The organism is Arthrobacter sp. NPDC058130, assembly GCF_042884475.1.
Lineage (GTDB): Bacteria > Actinomycetota > Actinomycetes > Actinomycetales > Micrococcaceae > Arthrobacter.
Map to the genome: position 1 here is coordinate 208,804 of NZ_JBHVTV010000003.1, position 24,938 is coordinate 233,741.

28 protein-coding genes, 6 tRNA genes and 1 riboswitch are annotated in these 24,938 nt (G+C 68.1%); of the genes, 22 read left to right on the plus strand and 12 right to left on the minus strand.

Features of this window, described 5'->3' with window-relative positions:
* Positions 1 to 158: 158 nt before the first annotated feature.
* Entirely contained in the window at positions 159 to 689 is a 531-nt protein-coding gene (gene msrB, locus ACFVTM_RS08570; RefSeq protein ID WP_390202990.1) for a peptide-methionine (R)-S-oxide reductase MsrB, read from the minus strand.
* Positions 690 to 703: 14 nt separating this feature from the next.
* The gene (locus tag ACFVTM_RS08575) at positions 704 to 1,192 is read right to left on the minus strand and encodes a hypothetical protein (RefSeq protein ID WP_390202991.1); all 489 of its coding nucleotides are present in this window, start codon (positions 1,190 to 1,192) and stop codon (positions 704 to 706) included.
* Between the two features lie 146 nt (positions 1,193 to 1,338).
* Here ACFVTM_RS08575 and ACFVTM_RS08580 point away from each other — a divergent pair, with 146 nt between their 5' ends.
* The gene (locus ACFVTM_RS08580; protein ID WP_390202992.1) at positions 1,339 to 2,736 is read left to right on the plus strand and encodes an alpha/beta hydrolase family protein; all 1,398 of its coding nucleotides are present in this window, start codon (positions 1,339 to 1,341) and stop codon (positions 2,734 to 2,736) included.
* Positions 2,737 to 2,885: 149 nt separating this feature from the next.
* Here ACFVTM_RS08580 and ybaK read toward each other — a convergent pair whose 3' ends face one another.
* From ybaK to ACFVTM_RS08595, 3 genes are all read right to left on the minus strand, one after another.
* Positions 2,886 to 3,383 carry a Cys-tRNA(Pro) deacylase gene (ybaK, locus tag ACFVTM_RS08585; RefSeq protein ID WP_390202993.1) on the minus strand — a complete coding sequence of 166 codons (498 nt, stop codon included), beginning with the start codon at positions 3,381 to 3,383 and terminating at the stop codon, positions 2,886 to 2,888.
* A gap of 28 nt (positions 3,384 to 3,411) precedes the next feature.
* Entirely contained in the window at positions 3,412 to 3,885 is a 474-nt protein-coding gene (locus tag ACFVTM_RS08590; RefSeq protein ID WP_390203222.1) for a SufE family protein, read from the minus strand.
* An 80-nt stretch (positions 3,886 to 3,965) separates the two neighbouring features.
* A complete protein-coding gene (locus ACFVTM_RS08595; protein ID WP_390202994.1) occupies positions 3,966 to 4,886 on the minus strand; it encodes a sulfurtransferase in 921 nt (306 codons plus the stop codon).
* A 227-nt stretch (positions 4,887 to 5,113) separates the two neighbouring features.
* Here ACFVTM_RS08595 and zapE point away from each other — a divergent pair, with 227 nt between their 5' ends.
* On the plus strand, positions 5,114 to 6,151 hold the full coding sequence (gene zapE / locus ACFVTM_RS08600; RefSeq protein ID WP_390202995.1) for a cell division protein ZapE: 1,038 nt from the start codon (positions 5,114 to 5,116) through the stop codon (positions 6,149 to 6,151).
* 169 nt (positions 6,152 to 6,320) lie between these two features.
* Here the strand turns inward: zapE and ACFVTM_RS08605 are convergent, their stop codons facing one another.
* The 6 genes from ACFVTM_RS08605 to ACFVTM_RS08630 all read right to left on the minus strand — a co-directional run bounded on the left by ACFVTM_RS08605 (position 6,321) and on the right by ACFVTM_RS08630 (position 7,320).
* On the minus strand, positions 6,321 to 6,590 hold the full coding sequence (locus ACFVTM_RS08605; protein ID WP_390202996.1) for an antitoxin: 270 nt from the start codon (positions 6,588 to 6,590) through the stop codon (positions 6,321 to 6,323).
* A gap of 169 nt (positions 6,591 to 6,759) precedes the next feature.
* A tRNA-Val gene (locus tag ACFVTM_RS08610) sits at positions 6,760 to 6,834 on the minus strand.
* Positions 6,835 to 6,883: 49 nt separating this feature from the next.
* Positions 6,884 to 6,956 (minus strand) — tRNA-Gly (locus tag ACFVTM_RS08615).
* 60 nt (positions 6,957 to 7,016) lie between these two features.
* Positions 7,017 to 7,091: transfer RNA gene (locus ACFVTM_RS08620), tRNA-Val, on the minus strand.
* 39 nt (positions 7,092 to 7,130) lie between these two features.
* A tRNA-Cys gene (locus tag ACFVTM_RS08625) sits at positions 7,131 to 7,201 on the minus strand.
* Between the two features lie 46 nt (positions 7,202 to 7,247).
* Positions 7,248 to 7,320, minus strand: a tRNA-Gly gene (locus ACFVTM_RS08630).
* 460 nt (positions 7,321 to 7,780) lie between these two features.
* Between ACFVTM_RS08630 and ACFVTM_RS08635 the strand changes: the two genes are divergently transcribed.
* The 15 genes from ACFVTM_RS08635 to hisF all read left to right on the plus strand — a co-directional run bounded on the left by ACFVTM_RS08635 (position 7,781) and on the right by hisF (position 19,893).
* A tRNA-Val gene (locus ACFVTM_RS08635) sits at positions 7,781 to 7,852 on the plus strand.
* 86 nt (positions 7,853 to 7,938) lie between these two features.
* Positions 7,939 to 8,784 (plus strand): cytochrome, encoded by an 846-nt coding sequence (locus tag ACFVTM_RS08640; RefSeq protein ID WP_390202997.1) that lies wholly within the window; start codon positions 7,939 to 7,941, stop codon positions 8,782 to 8,784.
* A gap of 90 nt (positions 8,785 to 8,874) precedes the next feature.
* Positions 8,875 to 9,447: a peptide deformylase gene (gene def / locus ACFVTM_RS08645; RefSeq protein ID WP_390202998.1), complete on the plus strand. Its 573-nt coding sequence runs from the start codon at positions 8,875 to 8,877 to the stop codon at positions 9,445 to 9,447.
* Complete coding sequence (fmt, locus tag ACFVTM_RS08650; RefSeq protein ID WP_390202999.1) at positions 9,444 to 10,364, plus strand: methionyl-tRNA formyltransferase; 921 nt, start codon at positions 9,444 to 9,446, stop codon at positions 10,362 to 10,364. Before def ends, fmt begins: the two co-directional genes overlap by 4 nt.
* A complete protein-coding gene (locus ACFVTM_RS08655) occupies positions 10,361 to 11,977 on the plus strand; it encodes an RsmB/NOP family class I SAM-dependent RNA methyltransferase (RefSeq protein WP_390203000.1) in 1,617 nt (538 codons plus the stop codon). The genes fmt and ACFVTM_RS08655 overlap by 4 nt, the downstream gene beginning before the upstream one ends.
* A 97-nt stretch (positions 11,978 to 12,074) precedes the next feature.
* Positions 12,075 to 12,731, plus strand: coding sequence for a ribulose-phosphate 3-epimerase (rpe, locus tag ACFVTM_RS08660; protein WP_390203001.1), 657 nt, complete (start codon positions 12,075 to 12,077; stop codon positions 12,729 to 12,731).
* A gap of 109 nt (positions 12,732 to 12,840) precedes the next feature.
* Positions 12,841 to 12,992, plus strand: a riboswitch (FMN riboswitch).
* Positions 12,993 to 13,086: 94 nt separating this feature from the next.
* The gene (gene pnuC, locus ACFVTM_RS08665; protein WP_390203002.1) at positions 13,087 to 13,821 is read left to right on the plus strand and encodes a nicotinamide riboside transporter PnuC; all 735 of its coding nucleotides are present in this window, start codon (positions 13,087 to 13,089) and stop codon (positions 13,819 to 13,821) included.
* Complete coding sequence (gene ribD, locus ACFVTM_RS08670) at positions 13,818 to 15,026, plus strand: bifunctional diaminohydroxyphosphoribosylaminopyrimidine deaminase/5-amino-6-(5-phosphoribosylamino)uracil reductase RibD (RefSeq protein ID WP_390203003.1); 1,209 nt, start codon at positions 13,818 to 13,820, stop codon at positions 15,024 to 15,026. The genes pnuC and ribD overlap by 4 nt, the downstream gene beginning before the upstream one ends.
* Positions 15,026 to 15,730 (plus strand): riboflavin synthase, encoded by a 705-nt coding sequence (locus tag ACFVTM_RS08675; protein ID WP_390203005.1) that lies wholly within the window; start codon positions 15,026 to 15,028, stop codon positions 15,728 to 15,730. Before ribD ends, ACFVTM_RS08675 begins: the two co-directional genes overlap by 1 nt.
* On the plus strand, positions 15,727 to 16,452 hold the full coding sequence (gene ribB, locus ACFVTM_RS08680; RefSeq protein ID WP_390203006.1) for a 3,4-dihydroxy-2-butanone-4-phosphate synthase: 726 nt from the start codon (positions 15,727 to 15,729) through the stop codon (positions 16,450 to 16,452). The genes ACFVTM_RS08675 and ribB overlap by 4 nt, the downstream gene beginning before the upstream one ends.
* A 46-nt stretch (positions 16,453 to 16,498) precedes the next feature.
* Positions 16,499 to 17,161: a GTP cyclohydrolase II gene (ribA, locus tag ACFVTM_RS08685; protein WP_390203007.1), complete on the plus strand. Its 663-nt coding sequence runs from the start codon at positions 16,499 to 16,501 to the stop codon at positions 17,159 to 17,161.
* 54 nt (positions 17,162 to 17,215) lie between these two features.
* Positions 17,216 to 17,701 (plus strand): 6,7-dimethyl-8-ribityllumazine synthase, encoded by a 486-nt coding sequence (gene ribH / locus ACFVTM_RS08690; protein ID WP_390203008.1) that lies wholly within the window; start codon positions 17,216 to 17,218, stop codon positions 17,699 to 17,701.
* 143 nt (positions 17,702 to 17,844) lie between these two features.
* Positions 17,845 to 18,108 carry a phosphoribosyl-ATP diphosphatase gene (locus tag ACFVTM_RS08695; protein ID WP_018772463.1) on the plus strand — a complete coding sequence of 88 codons (264 nt, stop codon included), beginning with the start codon at positions 17,845 to 17,847 and terminating at the stop codon, positions 18,106 to 18,108.
* A 104-nt stretch (positions 18,109 to 18,212) separates the two neighbouring features.
* Entirely contained in the window at positions 18,213 to 19,073 is an 861-nt protein-coding gene (gene hisG / locus ACFVTM_RS08700) for an ATP phosphoribosyltransferase (RefSeq protein ID WP_390203009.1), read from the plus strand.
* A 43-nt stretch (positions 19,074 to 19,116) separates the two neighbouring features.
* Positions 19,117 to 19,893, plus strand: coding sequence for an imidazole glycerol phosphate synthase subunit HisF (hisF, locus tag ACFVTM_RS08705; RefSeq protein WP_390203010.1), 777 nt, complete (start codon positions 19,117 to 19,119; stop codon positions 19,891 to 19,893).
* Between the two features lie 107 nt (positions 19,894 to 20,000).
* Here hisF and ACFVTM_RS08710 read toward each other — a convergent pair whose 3' ends face one another.
* Positions 20,001 to 20,645 carry a TIGR03085 family metal-binding protein gene (locus ACFVTM_RS08710; protein ID WP_390203223.1) on the minus strand — a complete coding sequence of 215 codons (645 nt, stop codon included), beginning with the start codon at positions 20,643 to 20,645 and terminating at the stop codon, positions 20,001 to 20,003.
* 188 nt (positions 20,646 to 20,833) lie between these two features.
* Between ACFVTM_RS08710 and hisI the strand changes: the two genes are divergently transcribed.
* The 5 genes from hisI to trpC all read left to right on the plus strand — a co-directional run bounded on the left by hisI (position 20,834) and on the right by trpC (position 24,880).
* Positions 20,834 to 21,280: a phosphoribosyl-AMP cyclohydrolase gene (hisI, locus tag ACFVTM_RS08715; RefSeq protein WP_390203011.1), complete on the plus strand. Its 447-nt coding sequence runs from the start codon at positions 20,834 to 20,836 to the stop codon at positions 21,278 to 21,280.
* A 163-nt stretch (positions 21,281 to 21,443) separates the two neighbouring features.
* Positions 21,444 to 23,021: an anthranilate synthase component I gene (locus ACFVTM_RS08720; RefSeq protein WP_390203012.1), complete on the plus strand. Its 1,578-nt coding sequence runs from the start codon at positions 21,444 to 21,446 to the stop codon at positions 23,019 to 23,021.
* Entirely contained in the window at positions 23,021 to 23,662 is a 642-nt protein-coding gene (locus ACFVTM_RS08725) for a Trp biosynthesis-associated membrane protein (protein WP_390203013.1), read from the plus strand. Before ACFVTM_RS08720 ends, ACFVTM_RS08725 begins: the two co-directional genes overlap by 1 nt.
* A 109-nt stretch (positions 23,663 to 23,771) precedes the next feature.
* A complete protein-coding gene (locus tag ACFVTM_RS08730) occupies positions 23,772 to 24,059 on the plus strand; it encodes an HGxxPAAW family protein (RefSeq protein WP_229995248.1) in 288 nt (95 codons plus the stop codon).
* A gap of 2 nt (positions 24,060 to 24,061) precedes the next feature.
* Positions 24,062 to 24,880, plus strand: coding sequence for an indole-3-glycerol phosphate synthase TrpC (gene trpC / locus ACFVTM_RS08735; protein WP_390203014.1), 819 nt, complete (start codon positions 24,062 to 24,064; stop codon positions 24,878 to 24,880).
* Positions 24,881 to 24,938: the final 58 nt, after the last annotated feature.

The window sequence follows — 24,938 nt, forward strand, 5'->3', positions numbered from 1 at the left end:
CCTAATGCAAAATAGCCGTGACCATAAGAAAGACTGTGGCAAGTGATTCTGGGAAGCCGTTCCAGCGGAAGGAAAGTGAGGCCTGCGGGTCCCAGCGGGGACCCGCAGGAACCGGCATCGGCGTCGTCCGCGGGGCTACTGCCCGCGAGGCGGCCGGGCTACTGCCCGGCGTCGTCCGCGGGAACGAGCTTCAGGGAGACCGAGTTGATGCAGTACCGCTGGTCGGTGGGGGTGCCGTAGCCCTCGCCGTCGAACACGTGGCCGAGGTGGGAATCGCAGGTGGCGCAACGGACTTCCACCCGGTCCATGCCCATGGTGCGGTCATGGATGTAGCGCACGGTGCCCTCCGCCAGCGGCGCCCAGAAGGACGGCCAGCCGCAGTGCGAGTCGAACTTTTCGTTGCTGGTGAAGAGTTCGGTGCCGCAGGCCCGGCACTTGTACACGCCCCGGGTGTGGGTGTCCCAGTATTCGCCGGTGTACGGACGCTCGGTGCCGGCCTGGCGGAGTACACGGTACTCCTCTGGGGTCAGTTCCTCGCGCCACTGGGCATCGGTCTTTTCGACCGGCTGTCCGCCCGCGGGCTGTTGTCCGTCCGGCTGCGGTCCGTCCGGCGCAACGGCGGAGTCGGAGGCAGGCTCGGCGGCGGGAACTGCCGGGGGCACGGACTTGGACCTGTTAAAGATGCTCATAGCCTGAATAACGCTCAGGAGTCCCCGATAAATCCCGAACCGGCGTACAGATGCAGGACGGGCAGGCCCAGCTTGTCCTGTGCCTTGGTGGCCCAGTCGGTGTGGAACGTGTCGGCGACAGCGTGCGGGCGGGTGATCACCACAGCCTGTCCCGCGCTGAGCTCCTTGACCTTGGCAACCAGTCCGTCGACGGCTTTGCCTTCGACGACTTCGCCCGTGACGCCGCCGCCCAGGCCGGCCAGCGCGGCCAGCGAGGCGGCCAGGGTGTCGGCGGCTTCGGCCCGCTCCCCGGCGGGATCGGAGTGTGCCGTCAGTTCGCGGAAGGCTTTGGCGATTTCAAGCAGGGAAAGGTTCTCCAGGAAATCCACCACCAGGTGCCGCTCGGTGTTGGCCGGCACCAGGATCAGCAGGGGCGAGTCACCGCCTGCAACCAGGGTTTCAATGTTGACGCGGTCATCCGCACCGAGGGGCTCTTCTGTCAAAATGACGATTGGATCACTCATGACCCCAGCCTAGTCGCGCTCGTGTTGCCCCGCATGCTTGTGCCCGGGCGAGACCGCCGTGTCCGTTCCGGCGCCGTGCCGGCGCAACCTGTTGCCTTAACAGTGGCAATGCCGTGGTTGCGCCGCAGTTCAGTCAGAATGGTGCAATGGCATCCTCCTTGCGCCTCCGCCCGGACCTCCGCCCCGACCTTCGCCGTGCCGCCGGTGCCGCCACTCGCGGAACCGCACGCGGAAAAGCGGTCCCGGTTGCGGCCGCCTCCGGCTCCGCGCCGTCGGGGAGCGCCAAGTGGGCGGTGGGCGGCATCATTGGCGGCAGCGCCGCCGCGGGCGTGCTCGCCGCCGGGTCTTCCGCCCTCGCGCTTTATTTTGCCCGCCGCGTCATCACCCCGGCCAGGTTCCGCGCCGAGGACCAGGAAGTGCTGGCCGTGATCCGCGAGGGGCGGGGGCTGCAGGTCATTCTCGCCGCCACCCCGGATTCAACGGTGGACGGCGTCTATGGGTTCTTTTTCGACGGCGGCCGGGGCCATGCGCGGATCGGCCGGATCCTGTCCTACTCGCCGGCCGAACGCACGGTGCTGCGCGAGGTCGAGCACGTCTACAGCGGAGACATGGCCACCGCCCGGCGCGGCTGGTGGAGCGGGGCGGCATATCCGGACCCCGCGGCAATGGGGTTTCCAGTGGAGGACGTGCTGATCGACGTCGATGCCGGCACGGCGCCGGCTTGGCTGGTCCGTGCCGCCCCGGTGTCGCAGGGCGCAGAATCGCAGGACGCAGGGTCGCAGGGCGTGGGGTCGAACGTCTGGGCGATCATGGTGCACGGGCGGGGCGCCACCCGGCTGGAGGGCCTGCGGGCTATCCGGCCAGCCCGGGAACTGGGCATGTCCAGTCTTCTGATCTCCTACCGGAACGACGGTCTGGCCCCGTCAGCCAGCGACGGGCGCTACGGCCTGGGCTCCACCGAGTGGCGCGACGTTGAGGCTGCCATCGAGTTTGCCCTGCAGCAGGGCGCCCGCGAGGTAGTCCTGTTCGGCTGGTCGATGGGCGGCGCGATCTGCCTCCAGACGGCTGACCTCTCCCGGCATCGCCACCTGATCCGGGCCATGGTCCTGGACGCACCGGTGATCAACTGGGTCAACGTGCTGGCCCACCATGCGGAACTGAACCGGATCCCCTCGTCCGTGGGCCGGTACGGACAACTGATGCTCAGCCACCGCCTGGGCCGGCGGCTGACCGGGCTGGCCGCCCCTGTTGACCTCAAGGCGATGGACTGGGTTTCCCGGGCCGTGGAGCTGCGGACGCCGACGCTCATTGTGCACAGCGTGGACGACGAATACGTGCCGTACGGGCCCTCTGCCGTGCTGGCCGAGAAAAATCCGGAGATGGTCACGTTCGAGCCCTTCGACAGGGCCCTGCACACCAAGGAATGGAACGTGGATCCGGAGCGGTGGGAGCGGCAGGTCACGGCGTGGCTCCGGCAGCAGCTGGCGCCCCGCAGCAACCCCGGCGGCCAGGAGCCAGCGGCCGGGAACGCCGCGCCGAACTAACAGTCCCGCCGAAACGGCAGGCCCCCGAAACGGCAGTCCCGCCGAAACGGCCGGCCCCCGCCGAAACGGCAGAACCCAGCAGTGTTTCGCGCCGGAACTGCCGTGATCTGCCGTCTCGACGCCGGCAGTCGGCAGCCGTCAGGGCAGCGTCAGTCGCGGCGGGTGCCGATCCTTGCGGTGCGGGCAGCCGTGAGGCGAATGAGTTCGGCCGGATCCAGCTCGATGTCCAGGCCGCGCCGTCCGCCCGAAACCAGGATGGTCTGCAGGGCCAGGGCGCTCTCATCCACCACCGTGGGGGAGGACTGGCGCTGCCCGAGCGGTGAGATGCCGCCGAGCACGTAACCGGTCCTTCGCTGCGCCGCGGCAGGGTCCGCCATCTCGGCCTTCTTGCCGCCCAGGGCCGCGGCCATCGCCTTGAGGTCCAGGTTTCCGCTCACGGGAACGACGCCGACGGCGAGCCGGCCGTCGACGTCGACCATCAGGGTCTTGAAGACCCGGGCCGGGTCGACGCCGAGCACATCCGCCGCTTCCAGACCGTAGCTGGCCACCGCCGGGTCATGCTTGTAGGGGTGCGCGACAAAGGGAACCCCGGCGGCGGCGAGTGCTGCGGTGGCCGGAGTTCCCTGTGACGCGTGTTTGCGGGCCATGTTCCTTTGGCTGTCCGGGCGCCTGGGGTCAGGACTGCGCCGGCGACGGCCGGTTTCCGGACGCTACGACTTTCCGCTTGATCCGGCCCAGCATGGCCGTCATGCCGCGCATGCGCAGCGGAGTGATGGCCCGGGTGAGGCCCAGCAGTTCGGGCATGTCGTCCGGGACGGCCAGGATTTCCGCGGCGCTGAGGCCGTCGAGTCCTTCATGGAGCACCCCGGCGAAGCCGCGGGTGGTTGGGGCTTCCTTGGGCGCCTTGAAGTAAAGCCGGACGCGCTCCGGCTCAACGCCGTCGGCCTGTTCGGTCTCGACGGTGAGGAAGAGCGGCGTCTGGCACTCCACTACCTGCTCCAGCAGCTCCGGGTGGTCCCGGAGCCGCTCCGGAAGTTCCGGGAGTCCCTGCGAGAACTCGAGGAGCAGCTGCAGCCGTTCTGCTTCGGTCAGGGCCTGGAAATCGTCAACAATGTCCGCCAGCGAGGCGGGGAGGGCTGAAGTATTCATCATTCCCAGCTTACGCACGCGCGCCGAATGTGTCCCTGTTGCGTCCGGTTTCGACCCATGATGCCCAGTGGCTCCGCGCCCTAGCTGTACTGCGCCGGGACCGCGCCGCGTTCGGCGCCCTTGACGATCGGGACGCGCACGGCGTTGCCCCATTCGGTCCAGGAACCGTCATAGTTCCGGACAGTCTCGAAGCCCAGCAGGTACTTCAGCGCAAACCAGGTGTGGCTGGACCGCTCGCCGATCCGGCAGTACGCCACGACGTCGTCGCCTTCCTTGAGTCCGGCCTCGCCGAGGTAGAGGGCCTCGAGCTCGCCGCGGTTGCGGTAGGTGCCGTCGCCGGCGGCCGCGCGGGCCCAGGGGATGGACGCCGCCGTGGGGATGTGGCCGCCGCGCAGGGCGCCTTCCTCAGGGTAGGCCGGCATGTGGGTCCGCTGGCCGGTGTATTCCTCGGGCGAACGGACATCGATCAGCGGCTTGCCGAAGTGGGCCAGGACGTCATCCTTGAACGCGCGGATCGGGGCGTCGTTGCGCTCCACAACGGGGTAGTCAGCGGGGGAGGGGACGGTGGTTTCAGTGGAGAGCGCCCGGTCCTCGGCGATCCACTTGTCGCGTCCGCCGTCCAGGAGGCGGACGTCCTCGTGGCCGAAGAGCGTGAAAACCCACAGGGCGTAGGCGGCCCACCAGTTGGACTTGTCGCCGTAAATCACCACGGTGCTGTCCCGGGAAATCCCCTTGGCCGCGGCCAAGGCGGCGAAGGCTTCGCCGTCGACGTAATCGCGGGTCACTTCGTCGTTGAGGTCCGTGTGCCAGTCGATTTTGACGGCCCCGGGGATATGGCCGGTCTCGTACACCAGGACGTCTTCGTCGGATTCGACCACCACCAGGTTGCCGCCGTCGAGGGCGCCGGCCTCGATTTCAGTTGCGAGCCATTCGGTGGATACCAGGCGCTCGGGGTGGGCGTAAGCGGCGAATTTCTCGTTCTGTTCAACGGGGTAGGACATTGCGATGGCCTTTCACTGGAACGGTCAGGAGGCCGGGCGCGGAAAGCATGCGCGGCGCCGGGGCCTGTTACAACACTAGTCAGGGGCCGGCGGGAATGCTCCACCCGGTTCACACGGGGAAATGTGGCCTTGCTCACGCCGGCGCCGGGTTCGCGCCAGCGCACGCAGGCCGGCCATTCTTTGCCGGTATTCTTGCTGGGGACAAGAGACCAGCAGAACGGACCACCTTGGTACAGATCGAACAGCTCGCCGCCCGAACGCCGGCAGTTTCCGTGGACGAACTCCTCAATGGGTTCTACCCGTCGCCGCGGTTCGGTGAGGTGTCGTTTTCCAGCTACCGGCCCGATCCCGCCCAGCCCAGCCAGGCCCATGCGGTCCGTGCGCTGGAGCATTTCGCGGCCGGTGTTGGCGCGCGCGACGGCGACGGCCTGTTCAAGCGGCTCTTCGGCAAGAAGGACACGTCCCGGGCCGGCATTTACCTGGACGGCGGTTTCGGTGTGGGCAAGACCCACCTGCTGGCATCGCTGTGGCATGCCGCCCCCGGGCCCAAGGCCTTCGGCACGTTCGTCGAATACACCAACCTCGTCGGTGCGCTGTCCTTCCGCAAGACCGTGGAGGCCCTGAGCCACTACAAGCTCGTGTGCATCGACGAATTTGAGCTCGACGATCCGGGTGACACCGTGCTCATGTCCCGGCTCATGCGCGAACTCGCCGACGCCGGCGTGAAGCTCGCCGCAACCTCGAATACGTTGCCGGGCTCCCTTGGCGACGGGCGCTTCGCCGCCGTCGACTTCGCCCGCGAGATCCAGGTGCTGGCAGACCAGTTTGACGTCGTGCGGATCGACGGCGAGGACTTCCGCCACCGTGGCCTGCCGGCCGCGCCCGCACCGCTGCGCAATGACGACCTGACGCACCAGATGCATGCCGAATTCGACGGCAAGACGGTGGCCCGCGATGAATTCAGCACCCTGATCAACCACCTGGCGGGCGTGCACCCGAGCCGCTACCGCCAGTTGCTGGAGGGGATCGAGGGCGTCGTCTGGAAGAACGTACACACGATCACCGAGCAGGCCGTGGCCCTGCGCTTTGTGGTGCTGGCGGACCGGCTGTACGACAAGGACGTGCCCATCCTTGCCAGCGGTGTGCCGTTCGACCAGCTCTTCACTGAGGAGATGATGACCGGCGGTTACATGAAGAAGTACTTCCGCGCCGTCTCCCGGCTCACCGCGCTGGCCCGCGAGGGCCAAAACCACGAACCTTCGTAGTCCCACAACGGCGCACGGGGCACAAATCAACGCGGAGTCACTTCGCGCCCATCCTGACCTGCAGGATGGGCCGTGAGTGACTCCGCGTTGTTGTTCTAAGGCGTAGTTAAACGCCGAAGGTGCCGGCGCCGCCTCTCGGCGGGACCGGCACCTCGCTGACGTACCTGGGTCAGAGGCCCTGCTGCCGGGGTTCACCGGCTACAGGGGGCTCTTCCGCGACGGGCGGCTGCTCGGCGACAGGAGCCTCGTTGGGCTTGTCGTTTGCGTTGTCCACGAAGTCGGAAGCACCCTTCTGCACTGCATCGACGTTATCGGCGTACTTTCCGCCGGTCTTGGAGTCGACAAAATCGCCGGCCTTCTCGATGCCATCCTTGATGGCTTGTTCGTTGCCACCAATGACTTGCTGAGCCTTGCCCTTCAGATCGTCAAGTAAACCCACGGGCACCTCCCTTCGGTCGCGGAGCCAGATCGCTCCTCCGGCTTCGATAGTAACCGCCGCTGCAGATCGTGCCAAGGGTTGATCCCATTCCCGCAAACGGTGCTGTCAAGAGTCTTGTGGCCCGGTCCGGTTGGGGGCATGAAAAAAGCAGCTCCGGGGAGCTGCTTGATGGTGGGCGATACTGGGATCGAACCAGTGACCTCTTCCGTGTCAGGGAAGCGCGCTACCGCTGCGCCAATCGCCCGCAACCGGAAGGATCCGGAGTGGATTTGTGTGAATCTAATACACAACAGAGCGGACGACGAGATTCGAACTCGCGACATCCACCTTGGCAAGGTGGTGCTCTACCAGCTGAGCTACGTCCGCAATTTATGAAGTCCATGCCGGCTGTGCCGGTGGTGCTGCATCAAGCAAGTTGCCTTGCTTTGGTGGGCGATACTGGGATCGAACCAGTGACCTCTTCCGTGTCAGGGAAGCGCGCTACCGCTGCGCCAATCGCCCCTTGCATCCGGTCGGAACCGGAAACCAGGGTTTTCACCGAGGTGGGTACGGGATTCGAACCCGTGTATACGGCTTTGCAGGCCGCTGCCTCGCCTCTCGGCCAACCCACCGTGTAGGCAGGATTCCGAAGAACCTTTGCCGTGACAGTGTCCTGCGAGCGGACGACGAGATTCGAACTCGCGACATCCACCTTGGCAAGGTGGTGCTCTACCAGCTGAGCTACGTCCGCATTGTTGGAGTGCATTTCCCTGCCGCATTCGGCATTTCCTCGCGTTCCAACGAGTAAGAACTCTATAGGAGGTTCAGGGAATCTACAAATCGAGACCCGCAGGCCCTCCTTCGGGGCGCTTACTTCCTTGAGTTCTAGGGGATTTTGCTAATTACAGGGCTGTAATTAGCGCGACTGTCCCGAGCCGCGGAACAAGTCGCGGCTCAAGGCAGGATCTGGGCGGGCGGCGCCGGGCGGGTAGCCCGGCAGCGTCCGGCAGGCTGTCTTCCGCGCGATCGGCGTCGGGAGGGTTGCATGGGAAGAGTGCACGGGGCCATTGCCCCAGTGAGCGGACCGTAAGCACACGACCTTTGGCACAAGACCTTGGTGCCGGTGAAGGGGGCGGATCCGTGGCGCGGCCCGGGTTCTCCCGGCCCGATTTCTAAAATCCGTCCGGGTGGGCTAGCATTCAATGTCGTTAGGGCGATTGGCGCAGTGGTAGCGCGCTTCGTTCACACCGAAGAGGTCACTGGTTCGAACCCAGTATCGCCCACTAACGTAATGGTCCGTTCCGCTGACTCAGCGGGGCGGGCCATTTTGCTTTTCACCGTTGTCTGACCCCCGTGAAAGAGTCTTCGTATGACCGCTCCACTCCTCGCCCACGCCACTGACTATGGCCGCATGTACGCCCGTTCCACGTCGGCACAGTTCTCCGTCCCCTCCATCACCACGGTGATCGGCCAGCAGCCACATGGCCTGGATGGCTGGTTCGGATACATGGGCGCGAACAGCCTGGCCCAGGATCCCCAGCTCTCCGGCATCCTGGGAAGCCCTGCCAAACTGCGCCAGGCGGTCAGCCGGGCTGCCAAGGCGGCGGAGTCTTACCGGGACGAGGCCGCCAAACGCGGGGACCGGGTCCACAACTACTGCGAGCAAGTTGCGCTGCGTGCGCTCGGCCGGCCGCACCAGATGAAGGAAACACGGGAGACGCTGGCCGCCAACGGTGAGGAAGCCTTCGCGGCACGCTTCGACGAGTGGTGGGAGCTCTTCCAGGTTGAACCCATCGCCCCGGAAATCACGGTGTGGAACAAGACGGTCGGCTACGCCGGCACCCTGGATCTCGTGGCAAAGATCAATGGCAGGACGTGCCTCATCGATTACAAGACGAAGGGCACCAGCCGGGACGGCACCGTCAAGCCGCTGGATGACAAGGTCGTCATGCAGCTCGTCGCCGGCATGAAGGCAGAGGAAAGCCTGGTCGATCCCGTGGCGGGGGAATGGGAGGCCTGGCAGCATGGCGAATCCCCGATCCTCCTGGCCGTGGCAGTGGGCGAGACCGAAGTCCGCCCGCAGCGGGCCAACCCCGATGTCCTGAAACATCACTGGTGGAAATTCTGTGCGCTGCGCCGCGTCTGGGAGATGTCCGCCGACACGGCCACCGCCGGAGCGGCGCTGCTCCCGCTGGCACCTCCCGTGAGGCGCTGATCCGGGAGCAGTGAACCGGCAACTGCAACCAGGCAGCTGCAACTAAACTGGACTGGTTCCCTAGCCGACCACCGTGAGGACAGACTGCACATGGCCATTTTGAATATCCGCATCATCGGGGATCCTGTGTTGCGCACAGTCGCCGATCCCGTGACGGAATTCGGGCCTGAACTGGCAAAGCTCGTCGCCGACATGACCGAAACCATGGAGGATGTCGAGGGCGCAGGCCTGGCCGCACCCCAGATCGGTGTGAGCCTGCGCGTCTTCACCTACCGGATCGGCGGCGTCGAGGGGCACATCATCAACCCCGTGCTGGAAAACAGCGAGGACTTCCAGCCTGACCAGGTCGAGGGATGCCTGTCCATCCCGGGCCTCGGTTTCCCCGTGCGCCGGTATCGCCGTACCCGGGTGACCGGTGTGGACCTCCACGGCAACCCCGTCACCGTGGAAGGCGAGGACATGCTGGCGCGCTGCTTCCAGCATGAGACCGACCACCTGGACGGCATCCTCTACACGGACCGGCTCGAGGGCGATGACCGCAAAGCCGCCCTGCGCGCCATCCGAAATGCCAACTACGACGCCATCACCGAACAGACAACAGCCAAGCGCGCGAAGAGCGTCGGGACGAGCTTTGGCGGGTCCAGCTTCGGGCTCAATCCGTGAGGGTTCTTTTCGCGGGGACCCCGGCCGTCGCCGTGCCCTCTCTGGATGCCCTTGTTGACGCCGGGTTCGACGTCGTCGCTGTCCTCACCCGACCGGACGCCCCGCTGGGCCGCAAACGGGTCCTGACGCCGTCGCCCGTGGCGGCCCGTGCTGCCGAGCTCGGCATCGAGATCATCCACGCCGCCAAAGTGGATGCCGACGTCACGGCCCGCATTGCCGCCGTCGCCCCGGACATTGCCGCGATCGTCGCCTACGGCGGCCTGATTCCCCGTGCAGCCCTCGATGTTCCCCGCCACGGCTGGGTAAACCTGCACTTCTCCCTGCTGCCGGCCTGGCGCGGCGCCGCCCCGGTGCAGCGCGCTGTCATCGCAGGGGACGACGTCACCGGCGCCGTCACTTTCCGCCTTGAGAAGGGGCTCGATACCGGCCCGGTCTTCGGCACGCTCACAGAGACGGTGCACCCCGGCGACACCGCTGGGGCCCTGCTGGAACGACTCTCCCACAGCGGCGCCGTCCTGCTGGCCCAGACCCTGTCCGCCATCGACGCCGGCAAGGCCGCCGCGCTGCCGCAACAGGGCGAGGTAAGCCTGGCACCCAAACTCAGCCTCGAGGACGGCCGGCTCGACTGGCAGCAGCCGGCCCTGGCGATCGGGCGCAGGGCCCGTGGGGTCACCCCGGAGCCCGGTGCCTGGACCTTGCTCGATGGGCAACGGATCAAACTCGAACCGGTGCTTCCCGCCCCGGACTCCGCCGCGCTCCGGCCCGGACAGCTGGCCATGGACGGGAAACGGGTCCTTGTAGGTACGGGGTCGCACCCCGTGGAACTGACCCGGGTCCAGCCCGCGGGCAAGAAAATGATGGCCGCCGCTGACTGGGCGCGTGGGCAGGCAACCCTTGAAAGCGTGGTATTCGAATGAGCGAGTCCGGGACGAGCGGCAGCAGCCGAGGCGGTGGCGCTCAGCGCGGCGCCGGGCAGGGCGGTGGCCAAGGCGGCCAGGGCGCCCGCGGCGGCAGCCGGCGAAACGCCCAGGGCCGGGAACGCAACCGCGGCCCGCAGCGCGGCTTCACCGAGAACGCACCGTCACAGCGCACCCGCCGCGCCGATCCAGCCCGGCTTGTTGCCTTCGAAGTGCTCCGCGCCGTGGCGTCTGAGGACGCCTACGCGAACCTGGTGCTGCCGGCCCGGATCCGGCACCACGGGCTGGACAAGCGCGACGCCGGTTTCGCCACCGAGCTCAGCTACGGCGCCCTCCGCGGCCAGGGCACGTACGACGCGATCCTGTCCCGCTGCGTGGACCGGCCGCTGGACGAACTCGATCCGGCCATCCTCGACGCGCTCCGGATCGGCGTTCATCAGCTGCTCGCCATGCGCGTGCCCGCCCACGCCGCCCTGGACCAGACTGTGGGCCTGGCCCGCGCCGTGATCGGCGCCGGCCCCTCCGCCCTCATCAACGCCGTGCTGCGCAAGGTTTCCGCGCACACCCTCGAAGAGTGGCTCGACCTGCTGCTCAGCACCGAGACCGATGCCACCAAGATCGCGTCCATCCGCTATGCCCACCCGGAATGGATCGTCCGCGCGCTCCGCCAGTCGCTCGTGGCCCACGGCCGGTCCGTTGCTGAGATTGACGCGCTCCTCGAAGCCGACAACGCCGCACCCGTGGTGAACCTTGTGGCACTGCCCGGCGTCGGCAGCCTGGATGAGGCCCTGGAAGGCGGGGCCACCCCGGGTGAACTCGTCGAGGGATCCGCGCTCTCCAGCGGCGGGGACCTCGGCAGGCTCGCCTCGGTCCGCGACGGGAGCACCCGTGTCCAGGACGTCGGGTCGCAGCTCGTGGCCCGCGCCATGGCCGCCGTCGACTTCCGCCCGGACCACGCACCGGACGACGCACCGGACAGCGGCGGGGAACCGGAGGCGGACAGCGGAAGCGTGGGGGAGCGCTGGCTGGATCTCTGTGCGGGCCCCGGCGGCAAGGCCGCGCTGCTCGGAGCCCTCGCCCGGCAGCGCGGTGCGCACCTGCTGGCCAACGAGTTCGCCCCGCACCGCGCCAAACTGGTCCGCCAAGCCCTGTCCGCGGTCCCGCGGGACGCCTGGGACGTCAGGACCGGCGACGGCCGTGACCTCGGCGCCGAGCAGCCGGAATCCTTCGACCGCGTCCTCGTTGACGTCCCGTGCACCGGCCTGGGCGCCCTGCGCCGGCGGCCGGAGTCACGCTGGCGGCGCACGCCCAAAGACCTCGTGGATCTTGGCCCGCTGCAGCGCCAGCTGCTCAACTCCGCGATCGACGCCGTCAAGCCCGGCGGCGTGGTGGCCTACGTGACCTGCTCGCCGCACCCGGCGGAGACCACCGCCGTCGTCAGTGATGTCCTGCGCAAGCGCGAGGACCTCGAACTCCTCGACGCCGGCGCCGTGCTGGACAGCGTCAGCCTCACCGGCCACCTCGAGGCCGGAAACGGGCTCACCGCCCAGCTTTGGCCGCACGTGCACCACACGGACGCAATGTTCCTGGCGCTCATTCACAAGAAGCCCTGAGTTTCACCGATACTGGGGCACTGACAGCTGGGCATGACCCAGCTAGTTACGAACCAGCCAAGTACGAACCGGCTAAGTACAAACAAGAAGGACATCCATGGCCCAGTGCTGCATAAACCCGAGCATCCTTTCGGCGGACTTCGTCAACCTTGAAGCCGAACTGCACCGCATCAGCAGTGCCGATGCGGTGCATGTGGACGTCATGGATAACCACTTTGTGCCCAACCTGACCATCGGGTTGCCCGTAGTGCAGCGCATCCAGGCCGTCAGCCCGGTGCCGCTGGACGCCCACCTGATGATCGCCGACGCGGACCGCTGGGCGCCGGGCTTCGCCGACGCCGGCGTGGCCTCGGTGACGTTCCACGCCGAAGCCTCGATCGCGCCCATCAAACTTGCGCGGGAACTGCGCGCCCGCGGCGCGAAGGCCGGCATGGCGCTGCGTCCGGGCACCCCCGTGGAGCCCTACCTGGACATGCTCTCCGAACTGGACCTGCTGTTGATCATGACGGTGGAGCCGGGCTTCGGCGGGCAGTCCTTCCTGGACCTGACCCTGCCAAAGATCCGCCGGGCCCGCGCCGCCATTGACGGCTCCGGCGTCGCGGTGGCGCTGCAGGTCGACGGCGGCATCACCGAGGAGACGATCGTGCGCGCTGCTGACGCCGGGGCGAACGTCTTCGTCGCCGGATCGGCCGTTTACGGTGCAGCGGACCCCGCGGACGCGATCGAACGGCTCCGCGCGGCCGGGAGCCGCTGAGGGCGCGGCTGTCCCGGCAGGGAGTTGCCGCCCAGATGACTCAGACCGTAATGTCCGGGACCGGGAATAGCCGGGGACCGGCCCGGGTTGTGTCAGAATAGCAACACACATACGTGCTCCGGGGTCGGTGTAAGTCCGAACCGGCGGTTACAGTCCGCGACCCGCGCGCCAGCGCCTTCCCTCGGGAAGGTTGCCGGCAAACGGTTGAATCGGTGAAATTCCGATACCGACAGTTAAAGTCTGGATGAGAGAAGCACGTACAGCTGTTACGGCGGTGCCCAGAAGGCACCGCATAATTGTGCTGTCGTATACCCCCGGAGCCATCGCGGTTCTTGAGGGAAGGAACGACATACACATGGACTTTCTGCGATGGCTCTTCGAAGCACAGATCCCGGTAGGCGGATCTGTCCTGATTCTTCGCGAAGTGCTTGGCAACATCTTTGGGCTCGCCGGGGCCCTGGGCGGCATGCGCCGCCGGGTCTGGGCCTGGCCCGTCGGCATCGCCGGCAATCTCCTGCTCCTGACAGTCTTCCTCGGGAATGTCTTCGGCTCGGCAACGCCGGCCACCCTGTGGGGCCAGGCCGGTCGCCAGGTCATGTTCATCGGCGTCGCCGTCTACGGCTGGTACCGCTGGCGGCAGGCCGCACACGCGAGCGGCGCCGCGGAAGCCATCGCGCCGCGCTGGGCCAGCAACAGGACCCGGCTGCTGCTGGCGGCATCGCTGGTGGCCGGCACCATGGCGTTGACGCCGCTCTTCGATTCGCTCGGCTCCTACCCGCCCGTGTGGGCCGACGCGTGGACCTTCATGGGCTCCCTGCTCGCCACCTACGGGATGGCGCGCGGCTGGACGGAGTTCTGGCTCATCTGGGTTGCCGTCGACATCGTCGGCGTCCCCCTGCTCTTCAGCGCCGGGTACTTCGCCAGCGCCTTCATGTACCTGTTCTACGGCTTCTTCACACTGGCCGGGTTCTTTGTCTGGTGGCGCGCGGCCCGGGTCACAGCAGCGTCCGGCAAGGCAGTTGCCGACGCAGCAGTCTCCGGCCGGGCAGCCTCCGAAGACGCGGCCCCCGACCTGGCGGTCAGGGCATGAGCGGCGGACAGTTCACCGCGACGGCCGCTATCGGCGGGTTCGACGCCGGCGCCCCCTTCAGCGCTGCCGAAAATGCTGCGATGCAGGCTGCCCTCGCCGCCGCGGCGCAGGGCCCGCGGGGCGCCAATCCACTCGTGGGCGCCGTCATCGTCGGGCCCGACGGAACGCACCTCGCCACCGGGTACCACCGCGGAGCCGGGACTGCGCACGCCGAAGCTGACGCCATCGCCCAGGCGAAGGCGGCGGGCCTGGACCTCCGCGGCGCCGCGATCGTGGTGACCCTGGAACCCTGCAACCACTGCGGCCGCACCGGCCCCTGCGCCCAGGCAATCATCGACGCCGGCATCACCGACGTCATCTACGCTGTCGACGACCCCCACGATCCTGCCGCCGGCGGCGCCGTGACGCTGCGCACTGCGGGCGTCCGGGTCCGCTCCGGGCTGGCCGCCGACGCCGCGCTGGACCTGAACCGGCGCTGGTTCGACGCCGTCGACGCCAAGCGGCCCTTCGTCACCCTGCACATCGCGCAGACCCTCGACGGCCGCATCGCCGCCAGCGACGGCACCAGCCAGTGGATCTCCAGCCCGGAATCGCTCGCCGACAATCACGCCCTGCGGGGCAGGATTGACGCGATCCTGGTGGGCACCCAGACGGTCCTCGTCGACAACCCCCGGCTTACCGCCCGGAACGCCGATGGTGAGGCAGCCGGCAAGCAGCCGCTGCGCGCCGTCATGGGGTACCGGGGGATTCCCAAGGACGCGGCCATCCACGGGGCGGACGGCAACGTCCTGCACCTGGCCACCCGCGACGCGCGCGAGGCTCTGGATCAGTTGTTCGACAGCGGCGTCAGGCACCTCATGGTGGAGGGCGGCTCCCGGATCCTGAGCGCGTTCCTGGCGGCCGGCCTGGTCGATGAGCTCATCGTCTATCTGGCGCCGACACTGCTTGGCTCCGGCACCGCGGCCCTGGAGGACCTCGGCATAGCCACCCTGGCCGACGCCCAACACTGGGAATGGGACCCGGCCACCGGGGGTGCCGTCCAGGCCCTCGGCCGCGACCTCCGGCTGCATCTTCGCCCGGCCAAGACTGCCCCGCCGGACGCCCCGGCTGCCCCGGCTGCCGCGGCCCGCCCGGCCGCCACTTCTACCTCATCCGATACAACCCCGCACCGCACCGGCGCGGACACCGCCGCAGGAGGCAATTGATGTTTACCGGAATTATCGCCGAGCAGGGAAAGGTGCTCTCCGTTGAGCGCAACGGGGACAGCGCCACCGTTCGGCTCCACGCGCCCGGCACCACGGACGGCCTCGCCCTGGGCGGTTCGATCGCAGTCAACGGCGTCTGCCTCACCGCCACCCAGATCGACGGCAGGGACTTCAGCGTCGACGTCATGGGCGAGACCCTGGACCGCAGCACCATCGGAGAACTCGTTTCGGGCGATCCGGTCAACCTGGAACGCTGCGTGCCCGCCGGCGGGCGGCTGGACGGCCACGTGGTCCAGGGGCATGTCGACGGCGTCGGCCAGCTCTTGGAGCGCGAGGGACTCGGCAACTGGGACCGGCTCCGGTTCGGCGTGCCGGCCGGGCTGGCCCGGTACATCGCCGAAAAGGGTTCCATCGCCGTCGACGGCGTCTCACTTACCGTCACGACCGTCAGCCCGGCCAACGATCCTGCGCCATGGTTTGAAGTGGGGCTGATCCCCACCACCCTGGCCGAGACCGGCCTGGGCCAGAAGGCCGTCGGCGGCCACGTCAACCTCGAAGTTGACGTCCTGGCCAAGTACACCGAGCGCCTGCTGTCCTTTGCCGGCGGAACCGGCTCGGCCGCGCACCGGGCCCCCGACGCTGCCGGAGAAGCAGCAGCAGTACCGGCAAACGAAGCCGCCCTCACGGACGGGGCCGCGAAATGAGCCGGGTCAAAGACCAGCCCGGCCATGACCTGGCTGAAGAGCTCCGCGCCGCCGCTCAGGGCACCGTTGGAGGTGCTGACCGCGTAGGTTTGGACCCGATCGAGGACGCCATCCGCGCCATGGCGGCCGGGCGCCCGGTCCTGGTGGTGGACAACGAGGACCGCGAGAACGAAGGCGACATCATCTTCGCCGCCGAGCACGCGACCCCGGCGCTGATGGGCTGGACGGTCCGCTACAGCTCCGGCGTGATCTGTGTCCCGCTCGACGCCGACCGCGCCGACGCCCTGGCCCTGCCGCCGATGGTGGCAGTCAACGAGGACGCCAAGGGCACCGCCTACACCGTGTCCTGCGACGCCGCGGTGGGTGTCAGCACCGGAATTTCCGCCACGGACCGCGCTTTGACGGCACGGATCCTGGCTGACCCGCAAAGCCAGCCCAATTCATTGACCCGTCCCGGGCATGTTTTTCCCCTCCGCGCCGTTAAGGGGGGAGTGCGGGAACGTCCCGGCCACACTGAGGCGGCCGTGGACCTGTGCCGGCTGGCGGGCCTGGAGCCCGTGGGAGTGATAGCAGAGCTGGTGTACGACAACGGAGAAATGATGCGGCTGGACGGATTGCGTGGCTTCGCCATCGAGCATGGCTGCCCCCTGATTTCGATTGCGGATCTGGTGGCATACCTCGAGGCGGGGCAGCACGGCAGCCACTCAACGGACCCCGTCTGATGGAGGAGAAATAGTGACGACTTCGGAGACTCGAGAAGAGACGCCCATGGCGCGTCAGCCGCATCCGGTCAGCGCAGGACCCATCGTCCAGCTGCCCACCGCCTTTGGCGATTTCGTGGCGCAGGCCTGGACCGACCTGGCCACGGGCGCCGAACACCTGGCGGTCAGTTCGCCGATGCCCCCGGCTGACGGCCAGGCCCCGCTGGTCCGCCTCCATTCGGAGTGCCTCACCGGCGACGTGTTCGGTTCCTACCGCTGCGATTGCGGCGAGCAGCTGGCCTATGCCCTCGAGCTGATCAACGAGCTCGGCGGCACGCTGCTGTACCTGCGCGGCCAGGAGGGCCGCGGGATCGGCCTGGCAAACAAGATGAAGGCCTACGCCCTGCAGGAGGCCGGGTTTGACACCGTGGAGGCCAACGAGCAGCTGGGGCTGCCCGTCGACGCGCGCTGCTACAAGGCCGCGGCGCAGATCCTCGCAGAGATGGGCCTCCATGAGATCCGGCTCCTGAGCAACAACCCGGACAAGCAGGACCGGCTCGCCCAGGCGGGGGTCAAAGTGGTGGAGATGGTCCCCACGGAGGTTCCCTCCCGGGAACAGAACATCCGCTACCTGCAGACCAAGAAGGACCGGATGGACCACCGTCTGGTCCTGGACGTCGAACCCGCGCCGGCCGCCGGAATGGCCGGATTCGAGCCTGACCACGACTGACCGGCCGGCCCCCGGGCCGTCCCACCCACCAGACCCAACAGCAAGGAATACCCTATGAGCGGCCACGGCGCCCCCCAGATCGACCTCAGCACCTTCAAGCCCGAGGCAACCTCGCAGCTCAAACTGGCCATCGTGGCCGCGAGCTGGCACACCCAGATCATGGACGGCCTGCTCGACGGCGCCCTGCGCGCCGCGAAGGACGCCGGCATCAGCGAACCGACGGTCCTGCGCGTGCCCGGCACCTTTGAGCTCCCCGTCGCGGCGGCCCGGCTGGCGCCGCACTTCGACGCCGTCGTGGCGCTCGGCGTCGTCATTCGCGGCGGCACGCCGCACTTCGAATACGTCTGCGAGGCAGCCACCCTGGGCCTGACCGAGGTCAGCGTCCGCACCGGCGTCCCCGTCGGCTTCGGCGTGCTGACCTGCGATACCGAACAGCAGGGGATCGACCGGGCCGGCCTGCCGGGTTCCACCGAGGACAAGGGGCACGAGGCCGTTACCGCCGCCCTGGCCACGGCCGTGACCCTCAAGCAGTTCGGCTGAGCCTCCAGGTTCCAGCCACAGCCGGCGCGGCGGCCACCCTTGGCGGCCCGCGCCGGCTGCGTTTTTGTGGAGTGCCTCACATCCGCTCCGTCATGCAACGGCCCGGCAGGGGTTCCCGCGCCGGGAGCAAGTAGGCTTGGGGCGTGAAGAATTTCGAGTCGCTGTTCGCAGAACTGAGTGAAAAGGCAGCCGTCCGCCCGGAAGGCTCCCGCACCGTCGCCGAACTGGATTCCGGAGTCCACGGCATCGGCAAGAAGGTCGTGGAGGAAGCAGCCGAGGTCTGGATGGCTGCCGAGTATGAATCCGATGAAGCCGCAGCCGAGGAAATTTCGCAGCTGCTGTACCACCTGCAGGTTCTGATGCTCGCCAAAGGACTCACCCTGGAAGACGTCTACAAGCATCTGTAGCCGCGCCAGCACCGGAAACCGCCATAACTTCCCTGGCGAATCCCGTGCACCGCGTGGCCGATGTGCCCCCACAGAGACTTCCACACCCAAGAGAGAACTTTCCAATGCTTAGAGTTGCCGTCCCGAACAAGGGATCCCTGTCCGAAGCCGCCTCCGCCATGCTCGCCGAAGCCGGCTACCGCCAGCGCCGCGACAGCCGCGAGCTGGTCATGATGGACCCGGACAACGACATCGAGTTCTTCTTCCTCCGCCCCCGCGACATCGCCGTGTATGTCGGCCAGGGAACGCTCGACGTCGGCATCACCGGCCGCGATCTGCTGCTTGACGCGGAGGTCGAGGCCGAGGAACTGATGCCGCTGGGTTTCGCTGCCTCCACTTTCCGTTTCGCCGGCCCGGTGGGCGACTTCGCCAGCGTCGAGGAGCTGGAAGGCAAACGCCTCGCCACGAGCTACGACGGCCTCCTGCGCGGTTACCTGGCCGAACGCGGAGTCAAAGCCAAAGTCGTCCGGCTTGACGGCGCCGTGGAATCCTCTGTCCGGCTCGGCGTCGCGGACGCGATTGCCGACGTCGTCGAAACCGGCAACACGCTCAAGGCGGCCGGCATGGAGATCTTCGGCGAGCCGATCCTGCAGTCCGAGGCCGTCCTGATCCGCCGCACCGGACAAGGCGGGGCGGCTAACGGGACCGCGAAGGAGATCGAGGTACTGATCCGCCGGCTCCAGGGCGTCCTGGTGGCCCGGCAGTACGTGCTGATGGACTACGACATCCGCAAGGAACTCGTGGAACAGGCCGCCGGACTGACGCCGGGCCTGGAATCGCCCACCGTCTCGCCGCTGCGCGATTCGGACTGGGTGGCCGTCCGCTCCATGGTCCCCAAGCGGGAAACCAACCGGATCATGGACGAGCTCTACGACCTCGGTGCCCGCGCCATCCTGGTCAGCAGCATCCACGCCTGCCGCATCTGAGCCTCCACCCGCCTCCCTCCAGCAACAAACATCAGGAGAAGTCATGACTGTTGCCGTGCGCGTCATCCCGTGCCTCGACGTCGATGCCGGCCGCGTGGTCAAGGGCATCAACTTTGAGGGCCTCCGCGACGCCGGGGATCCGGTGGAACTGGCGCACCGCTACGACAACAGCGGCGCCGACGAGCTGACCTTCCTGGACGTCACCGCGTCCTCCGGCAACCGGGAAACCACGTTCGACGTCGTCCGCCGCACCGCCGAGGAAGTCTTCATCCCGCTGACGGTCGGCGGCGGCGTCCGCGGCGTGGCCGAGGTGGACAAACTCCTGCGCTGCGGCGCGGACAAGGCCGCCATCAACACCGCGGCCGTGGCCCGGCCGGATGTGATCGACGAGATCACCCGGCACTTTGGTTCGCAGGTCCTGGTGCTGTCCCTCGACGCGAGGCGCACGCGCCCGGGCTCAGAGCCCACGCCGTCGGGCTTTGAAGTGACCACGCACGGCGGACGGCAGGGGACCGGCATCGACGCCATCGCGTGGGCAAAGGAGGCGGCCGACCGCGGCGTGGGCGAAATCCTGCTCAACTCGATCGACGCCGACGGCACCAAGGACGGCTTTGACCTGGAACTGATCCGCCTGGCCCGGGCCGGGGTCAAAGTCCCGCTCATCGCCTCCGGCGGCGCCGGCAAACCCGAGCACTTCCCGCCGGCCGTGGCAGCAGGCGCCGACGCCGTCCTCGCGGCCTCCGTCTTCCACTTTGGCCCCCTCGACATGATCGCCCAGGTCAAGGCCGCGATCCGCGAGGCCGGCTTCGAGGTCCGCTGATCCCCATCCGCTTAAAGCAACGCGGGGTTACCTAGCGCCCATCCCGGAGGGGATTATGGGCGCTAAGTAACCCCGCGTTGCTTGGTTTAGGGCCCGACTTACATGGTTTAGAGGCCGACTTCGGCGGACTGCAGGAGCGCGACGGCGTCCGGCTGGCCTTCGAAGGTTACGAGCGCGTGGCGGGTGCGGCCGTGCGCGTGCATGAGGAGTTCGCCCGGCTCGCCGACAATGGCCACGGACACGGGGGCGCGTTTGGCCACATGCCGCGGACCCGACGGGCTTACCAGCACAATGCCCAGGTCCACGCCGCGGTACAGGATGGCTGCCCGCTTGACCAGCTCATCCCACAGGGCGTCCGAGTACTCCTGGTCGAGGGCGCGCGGGGCCCAGCGGTCCACGGCCCGGCGGATGTCCTCGGTGTGCACAAAGTATTCGATCAGGTTGGAGCTCTCGTCCAGGGCCTTGATCCGCAGCGGCGACAACGCAGGGGGACCGGCACGGAATTCGTTGACCAACTTGGCGTAGTCCTCGGGGGTCTTCAGGGTGCCCGCGAGTTGGGCCGTCGCCTGGTCCGAGGCCTTGGACAGTCGTTTGAACATGAGGCCCAGCCCGACGGCGATTTTACGCTCGCGGAGGTACAAGTGCGCGGCAAGATCGCGGGTGCGCCAACCCGCGCAGAGCGTGGCGGCATCAGGACCGGCCGCCAGCAGGGTTTCGGCCAGGACTTCTCGGGATGGTTCGACGAAATGCATCACTTGTGAAACTAGCACGAGACGGCCGCGCGTGGGCACAGGAATCGCCGCCATGACGCCGCCACGACAGTGTCCAGGCGCATCATGGGGCGGGTGAACGCGGCAGGCAGCCCCATAGGCGCGCCAGTGTTAAGCGGCGGGCGGACCCGAAGGCCGGCGCCCTGCCCGGAGGCACTAGACTTGATCTGATGTCTGAGCAGCCCGCACCCGCCCCCAGCCCCGCCACCAGCGCCGCGACCGTCAATGAAAATGCCATTGATGGCAGCCCCGCCGACGGGAGCCCCCTTCCGGCCGGACTGGCCGACGCCCTCAAACGCGACAGCGCCGGCCTGGTGGCCGCGATCGTCCAGCAGTTCGACACCCACGAGGTGCTGATGCTGGGCTGGATGGACGACGAGGCGCTACACCGCACCATGACCACCGGACGCGTGACCTTCTATTCGCGCTCCCGCCAGGAGTACTGGCGCAAGGGCGACACCTCCGGGCACGTGCAGTGGGTCAAGTCGCTCGCCATGGACTGCGACGGCGACGCCCTGCTGGTCCGGGTCGACCAGGTGGGCGCGGCCTGCCACACCGGGTCCCGGACCTGCTTCGACGGCCGCGAGCTCGACGCCGTCGTCGGCCACGGAGGCTAGGCGCCCGGCCAGCACGATAAGCAGGACGACAAGCAGGAAGACAGACCCAGGAGACACGCACAGCGCTCCGGCGCTTCCACAAGCTTCACGAACCGGACCCAGGCAGGATCCATCACCGGATCCGGTGGCAGGTCCCCCTAAAGAACAGGCGGAAAGCACAGCCATGCAGGACCTTGGAATCATCAGCCCCGGCCTCGAAGAGTTCCGTGAACTCGCGGGCCACAGCCGCGTCATCCCCGTCCGGCTCAAGGTGCTGGCTGACGCCGAAACCCCGATTGGGCTCTACCGCAAGCTCGCCCAGGGCCAGCCCGGGACGTTCCTGATGGAGTCCGCCGCGGTCGGCGGATCCTGGTCCCGCTACTCCTTCATCGGCTCCCGCTCCCGCGCCACCCTGACCACCAAGGACGGCAACGCGCACTGGCTGGGCCAGCCCCCGGTCGGCGTGCCGCTGGACGGCAACCCGGTGGACGCCATCCGTGACACCGTGGCGGCCCTGCGCACGGAGCGCTTCGACGGGCTCCCGCCGTTCACGTCCGGCCTGGTCGGCTTCCTGGGCTGGGAAACCGTCCGGCACTGGGAGAAACTGACCAGCCCGCCGGAGGACGACCTCGAGCTGCCGGAAATGGCCCTCAACCTCGTCACGGACATGGCGGTCCACGACAACATGGACGGCACCGTCCTGCTGATCGCCAACGCCATCAACTTCGACAACAGCACCGAACGCGTCGACGAGGCCTGGCATGACGCCGTCGCGCGCGTGAAAGCCCTGCTGGAAAAGATCAGCCGCCCCGTGGAGCAGCCGGTCTCTGTGCTGGAGACCGCCGCCCTGGACTTCGCGTCGAGCGTGCAGGAACGCTGGGACGAATCCGAGTACCTGGCCGCCCTGGACCGCGGCAAGGAGGCGATTGTGGACGGCGAGGTCTTCCAGGTGGTCATCTCCCGGCGCTTCGAAATGGAATGCGGCGCCGACCCCCTCGACGTCTACCGGGTCCTGCGGAACACCAACCCCAGCCCCTACATGTACCTCTTCAGCTTCGAGGACGCCGCGGGCCGCGAGTATACGATCGTCGGCTCCTCGCCGGAGGCCCTCGTCACCGTGACCGGGGACGAGGTCATCACCCACCCCATCGCCGGCTCACGGCCGCGCGGCAAGACGGTGGAGGCGGACAAGGCCCTGGCCGAGGAACTGCTGGCGGACCAGAAGGAACGCGCCGAGCACCTGATGCTGGTCGATCTGTCCCGCAACGACCTCTCCAAGGTCTGCGTCGCAGGTTCTGTCGACGTCACCCAGTTCATGGAAGTGGAACGCTTCAGCCACATCATGCACCTGGTGTCCACGGTGGTCGGCGAGTTGGCCCCGGCCGCCAAGGCCTACGACGTCCTCAAGGCCACGTTCCCGGCCGGCACCCTTTCCGGTGCCCCGAAGCCGCGGGCCCTGCGCCTCCTGGACGAGCTGGAACCGCACCGGCGCGGCATCTACGGCGGCGTGGTCGGGTACCTGGACTTCGCCGGGGACATGGACATGGCGATCGCGATCCGTTCGGCCCTGCTCCGGGAAGGACGCGCCTACGTCCAGGCCGGCGGCGGGATCGTGGCCGATTCGGTCAACCCCACCGAGGCCCAGGAAACCGTCAACAAGGCCGCCGCCCCGCTCCGCGCCGTGCACACCGCCAGTTCACTGCACAACATCAGCGCCGACGCCGTCACCGACTCAGCGGCCGACGCCGGGGCGGACAGCTGATGGGGGAGCCGGAAGCCACTGCCAAAAACACAGTGAAGACCACCACGCGCCCCGCCGTCCCTGGCTGGGCCCGCAAGTCCACCCTGGTGCTGGTGATCGCCGCCCTGGCGCTGGCCGTGTTCGGGACCACTACGCAGACCTGGCTCACCGTGCACCTGGACCCCACGCAGCTCGGCGCGGCCGTGGCCAGCCAGGACGGCCTGCAGGTCCAGGGCAGCAAGGCCGCGACCACCGTGACGGCCCTGGCGCTCGTTGCCCTCGCCGGCGGCCTCGCGGCCTCCATCGCCGGCCGGGTGGCCCGCTGGGTCATCACGGCGATCATCCTCCTCGCGGCCGCGGGCATCGTGACCGCGGCAGCCGTCGTGCTGGCGGACCCGCTGTCCGCAGCACAGGGATCGATCGCGGCCGCCACCGGGATCAGCGGCAGCAGCGTTCAGGTGGACGTGACGGTGTTCCCCGTGCTCGCCGTCGTCGCCGGCGCCCTGCTGGGGCTCAGCGCCCTGACGATCGTGCCGGCCGGCCGCTACTGGAAGAGCCGCACCAAATATGACGCGGCTGCCGCCGGGACCGGGGCTCCGGACGGCCCCGCGGATGAGATTGACAGCTGGGACCGCCTGTCCCGCGGTGACGACCCCACCTGAACCGATGCCGCGGCCAGCAACCGTGCCAGCAACCCGGCCAGCAACGCTGGAAAACTACACCGCCAAAAAATGGCAGAATGTAAGCAGTATTTATCCTGAGGAGATTTCAATGAGCAAAGCCACTGTTTCCGCATCCACGTCCGCTGCGCCGAAGGGCGTCTACGACGACGTCGATCACAGCGAAGCGCCGGGTCACGGCAACAGCCCGGCCGCGTGGACCTGCGTGATCGTGATGCTGGTAGGCGCCCTCATTGCGTCCATCGCGTTCGTCATCGCCAACACCCCGATCTTCGTCGCAGGCGCGGCGATCATGGTGATCGGCCTGCTTGCCGGCTGGGCCATGCGCAAGGCCGGCTACGGCGTCGGCGGCAGCAAGCTGAAGAACTCCGGCCACTGAGCGTGAGCGTTCTCGACGACATCAACGCCGGTGTCAGGGAGGATATGCAGGCGCGCCAGCGTCTGGTCACGCTCGCGGAACTGAAGGAGCGCGCCGCCGCGGCGGCGCCCGCCCGTGACGCCTGGGCCGCCCTGGGCGGAGCCTCAAGCACCCGGGACCAGCTCAAGGTCATTGCCGAGGTCAAGCGCCGCAGCCCGTCCAAGGGCCGGCTCGCGGACATCGCCGATCCCGCCTCCCTCGCCGCGCAGTACGCCGACGGCGGGGCCGCCGTGATCAGCGTCCTGACCGAGGAGCGCCGCTTCGGCGGCTCGCTGGCCGACCTCGACGCCGTCCGGGCCGCAGTGGATATTCCGCTGCTGCGCAAGGACTTCATGATTGACGAGTACCAGATCTGGGAGGCCCGGGCCCACGGTGCCGACCTGATCCTGCTGATCGTGGCCTCGCTCTCGGACGCCCAGCTGCGCGAGTTCACGGCCCTCAGCCGCGAGCTCGGCATGAACGTGCTGGTGGAGACACACACGGCCGAGGAGATCGAGCGCGCAGTCGCCGCGGACGCCCGGATCATCGGCGTCAACGTGCGCAACCTCAAGACGCTCGACGTCGACCGTTCCGTCTTCGCGGAGCTGGCCGGCGGCATTCCCGCCGGCGCGCTTGTGGTCGCCGAGTCGGGTGTGCGCGACGTCGAGGACGTCAGGCACTACGCGGCCCGCGGTGCCAACGCCGTCCTGGTCGGCGAGGCGCTGGTCAGTGACGCGACGCCCCGGGAGCGGATCGCAGAATTCATGGCTGCCGGCGCAACGGCAATCGCCGCCCGCGCCTGAGGCCTGCCGGTCCGGGCGCCTGCGTCTGGACCCACAGCGGTACCGGGCCCGCAATTGC

Excerpts from the sequence above, each read along its gene's own strand:
- msrB (WP_390202990.1), bottom strand. The coding sequence starts at position 689 with ATGAGCATCTTTAACAGGTCCAAGTCCGTGCCCCCGGCAGTTCCCGCC.
- ACFVTM_RS08575 (WP_390202991.1), bottom strand. The coding sequence starts at position 1,192 with ATGAGTGATCCAATCGTCATTTTGACAGAAGAGCCCCTCGGTGCGGAT.
- ACFVTM_RS08580 (WP_390202992.1), top strand. The coding sequence starts at position 1,339 with ATGGCATCCTCCTTGCGCCTCCGCCCGGACCTCCGCCCCGACCTTCGC.
- ybaK (WP_390202993.1), bottom strand. The coding sequence starts at position 3,383 with ATGGCCCGCAAACACGCGTCACAGGGAACTCCGGCCACCGCAGCACTC.
- ACFVTM_RS08590 (WP_390203222.1), bottom strand. The coding sequence starts at position 3,885 with ATGAATACTTCAGCCCTCCCCGCCTCGCTGGCGGACATTGTTGACGAT.
- ACFVTM_RS08595 (WP_390202994.1), bottom strand. The coding sequence starts at position 4,886 with ATGTCCTACCCCGTTGAACAGAACGAGAAATTCGCCGCTTACGCCCAC.
- ACFVTM_RS08640 (WP_390202997.1), top strand. The coding sequence starts at position 7,939 with ATGACCGCTCCACTCCTCGCCCACGCCACTGACTATGGCCGCATGTAC.
- def (WP_390202998.1), top strand. The coding sequence starts at position 8,875 with ATGGCCATTTTGAATATCCGCATCATCGGGGATCCTGTGTTGCGCACA.
- ACFVTM_RS08655 (WP_390203000.1), top strand. The coding sequence starts at position 10,361 with ATGAGCGAGTCCGGGACGAGCGGCAGCAGCCGAGGCGGTGGCGCTCAG.
- rpe (WP_390203001.1), top strand. The coding sequence starts at position 12,075 with ATGGCCCAGTGCTGCATAAACCCGAGCATCCTTTCGGCGGACTTCGTC.
- pnuC (WP_390203002.1), top strand. The coding sequence starts at position 13,087 with ATGGACTTTCTGCGATGGCTCTTCGAAGCACAGATCCCGGTAGGCGGA.
- ribD (WP_390203003.1), top strand. The coding sequence starts at position 13,818 with ATGAGCGGCGGACAGTTCACCGCGACGGCCGCTATCGGCGGGTTCGAC.
- ACFVTM_RS08675 (WP_390203005.1), top strand. The coding sequence starts at position 15,026 with ATGTTTACCGGAATTATCGCCGAGCAGGGAAAGGTGCTCTCCGTTGAG.
- ribB (WP_390203006.1), top strand. The coding sequence starts at position 15,727 with ATGAGCCGGGTCAAAGACCAGCCCGGCCATGACCTGGCTGAAGAGCTC.
- ribA (WP_390203007.1), top strand. The coding sequence starts at position 16,499 with ATGGCGCGTCAGCCGCATCCGGTCAGCGCAGGACCCATCGTCCAGCTG.
- ribH (WP_390203008.1), top strand. The coding sequence starts at position 17,216 with ATGAGCGGCCACGGCGCCCCCCAGATCGACCTCAGCACCTTCAAGCCC.
- hisG (WP_390203009.1), top strand. The coding sequence starts at position 18,213 with ATGCTTAGAGTTGCCGTCCCGAACAAGGGATCCCTGTCCGAAGCCGCC.
- hisF (WP_390203010.1), top strand. The coding sequence starts at position 19,117 with ATGACTGTTGCCGTGCGCGTCATCCCGTGCCTCGACGTCGATGCCGGC.
- ACFVTM_RS08710 (WP_390203223.1), bottom strand. The coding sequence starts at position 20,645 with ATGCATTTCGTCGAACCATCCCGAGAAGTCCTGGCCGAAACCCTGCTG.
- hisI (WP_390203011.1), top strand. The coding sequence starts at position 20,834 with ATGTCTGAGCAGCCCGCACCCGCCCCCAGCCCCGCCACCAGCGCCGCG.
- ACFVTM_RS08720 (WP_390203012.1), top strand. The coding sequence starts at position 21,444 with ATGCAGGACCTTGGAATCATCAGCCCCGGCCTCGAAGAGTTCCGTGAA.
- ACFVTM_RS08725 (WP_390203013.1), top strand. The coding sequence starts at position 23,021 with ATGGGGGAGCCGGAAGCCACTGCCAAAAACACAGTGAAGACCACCACG.
- ACFVTM_RS08730 (WP_229995248.1), top strand. The coding sequence starts at position 23,772 with ATGAGCAAAGCCACTGTTTCCGCATCCACGTCCGCTGCGCCGAAGGGC.